The sequence below is a fragment of the Ginsengibacter sp. genome (assembly GCF_057362405.1).
This window is the reverse complement of the sequence record NZ_JBMQQG010000101.1, coordinates 1-7,152: the sequence shown is the minus strand read 5'-3', so window position 1 is coordinate 7,152 and position 7,152 is coordinate 1. Positions and strand designations below refer to the sequence as shown.

Genomic DNA, 7,152 nt, shown 5'->3' with positions numbered 1-7,152 from the left:
GGATGAATTCCGCTACAAATTTTTTGCCAGGTCTCGCTCCATCTCCTTTTGAGAGGCGTTGGTGGGAGGCTCTAATACAAAAAACCCATTTTACCATTCTGGTAGTCCCGCATGGCTTCCATAATTTCAGTTTGTGTATTCATCACAAAAGGGCCATGGCTCACCAGCGGTTCATCAATAGGATCTCCGGCACCTAACAGTAATGCACAATCGCTTTTTGCGGTCAGTAAAATAGCTTCATCGCTATGTTTGAATGAGGCAAGGTCAAAACGTCGCAATGTCTTTTCTGAATTTACTTCCACATCGCCTTCAAGCACGTATAAGAATACGTCGTTGCTTTTTGGTAACGGGATAGCATAGCTGCAGGCGGCTTTCATTCTAATCATAGCCGTGAGAACATCCGAATTTGCCGGACCTTTTTTGCCATCGTATTTTCCTGAGACTAACCTGAACTGGACACCATCTTTTTCTATCAACACGATCTCATCTTTTGTGATGGGTTGGTAAGAAGGTGTTTTCATTTTTTCTGCCGCAGGCAAATTGATCCATAGTTGTATCCCATGAAAACGTCCTCCCGTTTTAGCGAATTCTTTCCCGGTTTTTTCTGAATGGATAATACCTCTTCCTGCATTGATCCATTGCACTTCATCGTTACCGATTACTTGAACGTTACCTAAAGAATCGCCATGTTCTACTGCGCCTTCATACATAAATGTTATCGGCATAAAGCCACGATGTGGATGGGCGGGAACATCAAAGTTGTTTTGTCCCGCTTCCATATTAATGTCAAAATGGTGTAATAAGATGAATGGACTTATTTGTTCGGTACCTGCAATAGGTATGGGTTGCCGTAGGCGTATGGGTCCCATATTCACTAACGGTGCAGGTATAATTTTTTCAATGCTTCTATACATGTTTTATAATTTAAAGAGTTTATTTTTTTAAAAAGAGGATGCATCAACTTTGGAACCAGCTGGCTAAATAACTTCATTGATACATCAAAACCTGTAACAAAGCAAAATTAGACCTAACCTTTGCCTGTTCAAATGACATAGAGTAATAAAATTTATTGATATGGATTAATGATTTCAAAATAAATTTATACTTGCCTTTTAAAAAACTGCTTTTTGGAACTTTTAGTTAATTCTTACATTTGAAATCATGTTCCTGCTTTCAATTGTTTAAATCATTTCTAAAAATCTATAAAATGGAAAATAAGGAACCTACTTTCGGTAATGGCAAAATATGTTACCTCGAAATTCCTGCTACGGACATCAATGCTTCCATGTTATTTTATAAAGAGGTTTTCGGATGGACAATAAGAAATCGTGGAGATGGCAGTGTTGCGTTTGACGACGGCGTTGGCGAAGTTAGCGGCACGTGGGTATTGGGAAGAAAGCCCATGCAAGAGCCAGGAATCATGATTTCTATAATGGTAGATGATGCGAAAGCATGTATCGATAGTATTTTGGCGCATGGAGGAAAGATAGTGCAGGAATTAGGCAAAGACGCTCCTGAAATAACGGCTCATTTTAGCGATCCTGCCGGAAATGTCCTCGGGATTTACCAACATGGCGGTTAATAGAAATAAGGAAGCCGTTCAAATATTTACTGTATGCTTTGAAATATAAGAACGTTTTATTAGTTTGGTATCACCCCTGGTAGCAACACTTTCACCTTGCCCCCGAAACGCGAGAAAACAGAATTAATTGTACCTGCAATTTCAATTTGATATTTAATACCGTGCTGGTATTGCTTACACCATGGCCATGTTATTTCAAAAAAAATAAAAACAGTTGATATGAGCGGTTTCCCAATTCTCGACCTTGTAGTAGGTGTTATATTCGTTTATTTCCTGTTGAGTATAATCAGCAGCTCGGGAGTAGAAATGATTTTAACCGGGCTGAAAGCACGGGCAACTTTGCTGGAAGAATGGTTGACTAAGATTTTCAATAAAACCATAATTCAACCGGATGGAACAACCGTAACGTTGGCACATGCTATTATGGATCATTGCTCTGTTACGGCGCTTTCAAAGAGTCGCAACTCCACATCTTACATTGATGCCAAAAACTTCACCGCTGCGTTGCTTGAAAGAATTACGTTCGATCCGGCAAATCCTAAAAGCGTTGCAAAAAATATTGATGAATTTATTGCGGCTATTGACAAATCGGATGCACTCCCATCCGAATTTCAAAGAATATTATTGATGTATGCTAATGATGCAAAAGATACCTATAGGTCAGTAAGTGAAAAAACAGAAAGTGAAATAGATCTGTTCAGATGGAAGATAGAAAACTGGTACAATTCATCGATGGATCGCGTGACAGATGCCTTAAAAAAGAAGTATTCCCGGCCGGCAACCCTTTTAGTCGCCATCATAGTAACGGTATGCCTAAACGCAGATAGTATTGCCCTCGCAAAATACCTATACAGCAATCCGGATGTACGCACTAAAATTGCCATGCAGGCTTACAGTGCTGCCGATGATTCCGCTTTAATAAAACAAGTGCAGCAAATTAGCCTCGTCAAAAGCGATACATCTCACAATGCAATGAGCGCAGAACAAATAAAAAACAGCATCACACAAAAAATAGCTGATATTGATAAAGCAAAGAAGGGACTGAATGATGTGATGCCACTCACCTGGAAGGCCGGCGAATTAAATGGCCCGGGTGGAAAAATTTCGTTGCGGTTATTATTTTCAAAAATCACAGGACTGTTAGCAACCATTCTTGCTATTATGATGGGCGCTCCTTTTTGGTTTGATATACTAAATAAAATTTCAAATTTAAGAAGTACAGGGGCTAAGCCGTCAACAGCCGGCGGTGATGATAAGAAGAAATAAATCCGGCTAATTTTTTAAGCTTGCGTAGATGCCTTTACTGCAAACTGATAACGCCATTCTTTATCGCAAACATAACAAGGCCTACCCGCGATTTGACTTCTAATTTTTCAAAAAGGGAATCCCGGTATCCATCTACAGTGCGTGTGCTGACAAACATTTTTTCAGCAATTTCTTTATACGTGTATTCTGAACAAACAAGTTTTAAAAAAGCAATTTCGCGATCATTGAGCTTGGCAAGCATTCTCGATTGAATTTCCTTTTCATCCAATGTGTTAATGGTATGAATTAATTTACCGGTTATCATCTCATTATAATAAAATCCTTTTGTAACCAGCGCTTCCAGGGCCGTTTTTAATTCTGATGGATCGCAGTCTTTTAAAATATAGCCTTTCGCTCCGGCCTTAAACATCTTAATAATTGAATTCTCATCATCGTACATTGATAAGGCGAGAATACTTATTTTTAACTTATTTTCCCTTATCCATGTAGCAGTTTCATAACCATCCATTACCGGCATGTTAATATCGATCAACACAATGTCGGGAACTGTGCCATTCTGTACAGTTTCAACAAATTGTTTTCCGTTGTCTGCCTGGAATAACACTTTATAATCACCAAGAGTTTCAATAAGATTTGCCAGCCCGTTCCGGAGCAATACATGATCATCAATAAGTGCAACTGTTTTCATAGCTAAGTTTTAGAGGTTTCCATTGGAAGTGTTAAAACGATTGAGGTCCCTTGCCCCGGTGTGCTTATAATTTGAAAATGGGTATTGATCATTTTAGCACGATTATGCATGTTCCTTACTCCGAGACCCAGTTTGCCATAATCGTTTTGTTGTATTCTGCTTGTATCAAAACCAACACCATTATCATCAATTTTTAACGTAAACAAGGCTGGATCAAATATAAGTTTTACGTCAATCAAAGTAGCCTTTGCGTGTTTCATAATATTATTGAGTACTTCCTGTACAATTCTGAACAAGATAAGTTCCTGCTGGTTGCCCAGCCTGTATTGTTTTCCTTCTAAATCAAAATTCACTTCGAATACGCCCGTTTTTCTAATCATGTCAAGTTCGTACTCCAGCGCCTTTGCTAAACCTGCATCAACAATATAATCAGTATTTAAGCTTTTGGAAAGGTCCCTCAAATCCTGGATTGCCTTGGTTATCAATTGCCGGCTGTCGTTAATTTTATTTTGTATCTGCACTGGTTCGTTACAGTTCATCGTATTAATGTTCAGTTTCACAAGGCTAAGCACCTGGCCGATATTATCATGTATTTCCTGTGAAATATTTTTAAGAGTTTGCTCCTGTATTTCCAATTTACTTTCCAGTATTTCTTTCTCGAACGTAATCTTTAATTGCTTTTTTTCTCCAATATACTGTAATTGCTTTTTCTGGTACACAAGTATAAGTACAATAATGCCCACTGCTACAATTATGAGCAAGGCGGAGGCAAGTATAATTATTGTGATTTGTTTCGATAAGTTATCCATAGATGGCTCGATAAAGTAATTATTGACGTAACAAAAAGCAAGACATTCAAAACGGACCAAAGATCCCCCAAAATCGTCTCTTGTTCTGATGTAAGTTTGTCTGTAAGATAACTATAAGATAAAATAATAAAAAAGCCACCCAGGAAATAGATAATATAGCCGGAAATTAGCCATAAATTAAAATTGAGCAGGATATTTTTTTCGCTGATATTAATTAATAATTCATGGAGGTACATGAAAGATGCTATTACCATTGAAAGAAACAAGAAAGCGGTGCTGGTGCTATTAAAAAAAGTCCTGGTAATGATGAAGTCAGTAATAATAAAATTAATTGCCACCATTGAAAATAATACCGCGACAATTCTCTTTTTGAGTTTACTCACGAGAAGATTATTGAAATAATAGCCCAAAACCACAGCCGACAAAAAGTAATGGATATTATATAGCCAGTTGTTATTACCTGTACTATCACTTGCATACTGTATGGCTAAAAAAGCTGCATAAGTAAGAAGGGCAGTAGCTATGACGTAATAAATAAAAAGAACCTTTTCCCTCATTAATCTATTCGATCGGTATTCTAATAACAGAGCTATCGAATAAATCAAGTAAGAAAAAGGTTCTAAGAAATCTTTTATAAGTATAGACAGCAAGATGTTATTTTTTACGAGGTTTTAAAACGATACCAATAGCAAATTGGGGTTCGGAATTATCACCTGGAATCATTATTTACATGGCGCGGGACAACCCGTAGTACTTCCACCGGAAGTATCTCCCCCGAGCGGCATTGCCTTTATAGACTTTCCCGACTTACCGCTCTTCTTAAACTGAGATGCAGAGATATCAAACGTAGGCATCTTGCCCGGTGCATAAGTTGCTTTAATGTTAATAACGATGTCCTTGGTGCCCTGGCATAATTTGGCTAATTCTGAACTTTTAAAGTAGCATTCAATTTGAGTTTCGTTTGGCATAACTGAAAATTTAGAATTTGAAAATAATGTTTCTTAAAACTATATATCCATTTCAATATTAACAATTATAATTATGAAAACCGTCTTTTTCTCATGTAAACGGGGTTGGAAATACTTTAATAAATCCGTCAAAACACCGCGGTATATTTAATTAAATTTTTTCGAATTTTGCTATGCCTTGTAATCCCTATTTCTCCAGGCCAATTTGATTGCCTGTTTTGCTATACGAAATTTACATAAATGAAAACCCTTACCAATACAATTCATCACGGTAAAAATATTCTCTTAAAAATTATAATGTATTGTTTCCCTCCACGGGTGCGTTTGCGACTAATGCTGACTCGACAGGGCAGCTCTTAAGGAATAATCATAAATCAAGGATACCATTAAACTATATAAAAGGTTTGAATCTTTTCCCCCCAAATTAAAACACGTTATATGCTATTCAACGATTACCAATTAGGTGAAACTATCAATTCAAAAAAAAGCACCTTTTTTTCGCTATCTGCTAGAACGGTACCTAATAAAAATGAACTGGTTCCGGCCAATATGGACTTTATACGGTTTGAAGAAAAAAAAGACAAATTCGTTTGGGCTCATCCCGATGAAATATATTTTGTGGTAAGCGCCGATCATTATGTAAAATCTTTAATAAAGTGTGGAGACCAAACGAAGTGGATGAGCAGGCATTCCACGCTTAAGGAACTGATCCATATTTTAGACACTGCTACTTTCATGCGTCTTAATAAATTTTATCTGCTTAACAGGCAACATTTTTCACATATTGACGAGCATAAGAAGCTTCTTTATTTTAATGATGGTTCTTCGGTAGCCATTCCTCACCGGATTTCTCCGTTTTTATGCCACCTGCTAAAAAGCACCTATACGTGAAATGCATTTTACGAAAAAGTGACTGACATGGATTCCTGACCGTAATACATTTGCTGTAGTATCCGTGCTGAGCGGGATATGTAACTACCACTCCTTAATGCCATTCAATAATAATGGTATTCCAATTTGACCAACAATTAAACGGAATTCAATGAAAATCCGATTAAAGAATAACTAAAAAGATAAGACAAATATTAGCGTGCATACTAGGGTGCATGATGCAGTTACGACAAATCAAACCCTGAACAATTTCTGTCAAAAAAAAATATAACTAAAATGAGCAACGATCAATCAACAAAAAAATTATCGGGTATTGTTGAGCGGGTGAGAACCGACGCAAAAGCCCATACAGGTGACCTTTCATTTAGTGCCGACTATACCGTAACGAGCACTACTGATGGCGGCGGCCTCGTACTCACCAACGTAGAAGTTATTCTATGTTTTTGGGGAAGTTTTTGGAGCGCTAATCCTGCTCCCTCTCCTTCCAGGGACGAGTACCAGCAGGCAATTGAAGGCATCATTACCGGACCCTACAACAGCGGCCTCAACCAATATCGTGGCGTTGCACAGGGAACTTTAATTTACAGTGAAATAAATGACGCCACAGATCCTGCAGATTTATATACCGATAGTGATGTAGTAAATATGCTTACCGACCGTATTAAAAATCACGGTATGCCGGCACCTACTGCAGGTCATAACCGCTTTTATGCTGTAATTGCACCGAAAGGTATTCGCAACAGCATAACAAAATTTGCCGGGCAACATCAAAGCTTTTCTGTTGACGGTGTTAAAGCCTATTATGCATGGGTTGATAACACCGGATCCTTAACCGGCCACGATTGCACGACCAAAGTTTTTTCTCACGAATTTACAGAAGCATGCACCAACCCCGATGTTGATTCATCCAATAACGGTATACTTGTTAATGGTACCAAATCGGATGGC

General features: G+C 37.9%; 9 protein-coding genes. 4 read left to right on the top strand and 5 right to left on the bottom strand.

Going from position 1 to position 7,152, the window contains the following annotated elements; translation table 11 throughout:
• Nucleotides 1–71: 71 nt before the first annotated feature.
• On the bottom strand, nt 72–914 hold the full coding sequence (locus ACO1O5_RS08840; RefSeq protein ID WP_486269483.1) for a pirin family protein: 843 nt from the start codon (nt 912–914) through the stop codon (nt 72–74).
• 293 nt (nt 915–1,207) lie between these two features.
• On the opposite strand from ACO1O5_RS08840, the gene ACO1O5_RS08835 reads away from it, so the two are divergent.
• Nucleotides 1,208–1,582, top strand: a complete 375-nt coding sequence (locus tag ACO1O5_RS08835; protein WP_486269482.1) for a VOC family protein — start codon at nt 1,208–1,210, stop codon at nt 1,580–1,582.
• A gap of 219 nt (nt 1,583–1,801) precedes the next feature.
• The gene (locus ACO1O5_RS08830) at nt 1,802–2,848 is read left to right on the top strand and encodes a hypothetical protein (RefSeq protein WP_486269481.1); all 1,047 of its coding nucleotides are present in this window, start codon (nt 1,802–1,804) and stop codon (nt 2,846–2,848) included.
• 34 nt (nt 2,849–2,882) lie between these two features.
• On the opposite strand, the gene ACO1O5_RS08825 is transcribed toward ACO1O5_RS08830, so the two are convergent.
• The 4 genes from ACO1O5_RS08825 to ACO1O5_RS08810 form a co-directional block, all read right to left on the bottom strand.
• Nucleotides 2,883–3,536 (bottom strand): response regulator, encoded by a 654-nt coding sequence (locus ACO1O5_RS08825; protein WP_486269480.1) that lies wholly within the window; start codon nt 3,534–3,536, stop codon nt 2,883–2,885.
• 2 nt (nt 3,537–3,538) lie between these two features.
• Complete coding sequence (locus ACO1O5_RS08820) at nt 3,539–4,345, bottom strand: sensor histidine kinase (protein WP_486269479.1); 807 nt, start codon at nt 4,343–4,345, stop codon at nt 3,539–3,541.
• Nucleotides 4,315–4,902 carry a hypothetical protein gene (locus tag ACO1O5_RS08815; protein WP_486269478.1) on the bottom strand — a complete coding sequence of 196 codons (588 nt, stop codon included), beginning with the start codon at nt 4,900–4,902 and terminating at the stop codon, nt 4,315–4,317. Before ACO1O5_RS08815 ends, ACO1O5_RS08820 begins: the two co-directional genes overlap by 31 nt.
• Nucleotides 4,903–5,067: 165 nt before the next feature.
• Nucleotides 5,068–5,313, bottom strand: coding sequence for a hypothetical protein (locus ACO1O5_RS08810; RefSeq protein WP_486269477.1), 246 nt, complete (start codon nt 5,311–5,313; stop codon nt 5,068–5,070).
• Between the two features lie 438 nt (nt 5,314–5,751).
• Between ACO1O5_RS08810 and ACO1O5_RS08805 the strand changes: the two genes are divergently transcribed.
• A complete protein-coding gene (locus tag ACO1O5_RS08805) occupies nt 5,752–6,204 on the top strand; it encodes a LytTR family DNA-binding domain-containing protein (protein ID WP_486269476.1) in 453 nt (150 codons plus the stop codon).
• 276 nt (nt 6,205–6,480) lie between these two features.
• Nucleotides 6,481–7,152: hypothetical protein (locus tag ACO1O5_RS08800; RefSeq protein WP_486269475.1), on the top strand; the 672-nt coding region annotated here is incomplete at its 3' end.

Excerpts from the sequence above, each read along its gene's own strand:
- ACO1O5_RS08805 (WP_486269476.1), top strand. The coding sequence starts at position 5,752 with ATGCTATTCAACGATTACCAATTAGGTGAAACTATCAATTCAAAAAAA.
- ACO1O5_RS08840 (WP_486269483.1), bottom strand. The coding sequence starts at position 914 with ATGTATAGAAGCATTGAAAAAATTATACCTGCACCGTTAGTGAATATG.
- ACO1O5_RS08810 (WP_486269477.1), bottom strand. The coding sequence starts at position 5,313 with ATGCCAAACGAAACTCAAATTGAATGCTACTTTAAAAGTTCAGAATTA.
- ACO1O5_RS08835 (WP_486269482.1), top strand. The coding sequence starts at position 1,208 with ATGGAAAATAAGGAACCTACTTTCGGTAATGGCAAAATATGTTACCTC.
- ACO1O5_RS08830 (WP_486269481.1), top strand. The coding sequence starts at position 1,802 with ATGAGCGGTTTCCCAATTCTCGACCTTGTAGTAGGTGTTATATTCGTT.
- ACO1O5_RS08820 (WP_486269479.1), bottom strand. The coding sequence starts at position 4,345 with ATGGATAACTTATCGAAACAAATCACAATAATTATACTTGCCTCCGCC.
- ACO1O5_RS08825 (WP_486269480.1), bottom strand. The coding sequence starts at position 3,536 with ATGAAAACAGTTGCACTTATTGATGATCATGTATTGCTCCGGAACGGG.
- ACO1O5_RS08815 (WP_486269478.1), bottom strand. The coding sequence starts at position 4,902 with ATGAGGGAAAAGGTTCTTTTTATTTATTACGTCATAGCTACTGCCCTT.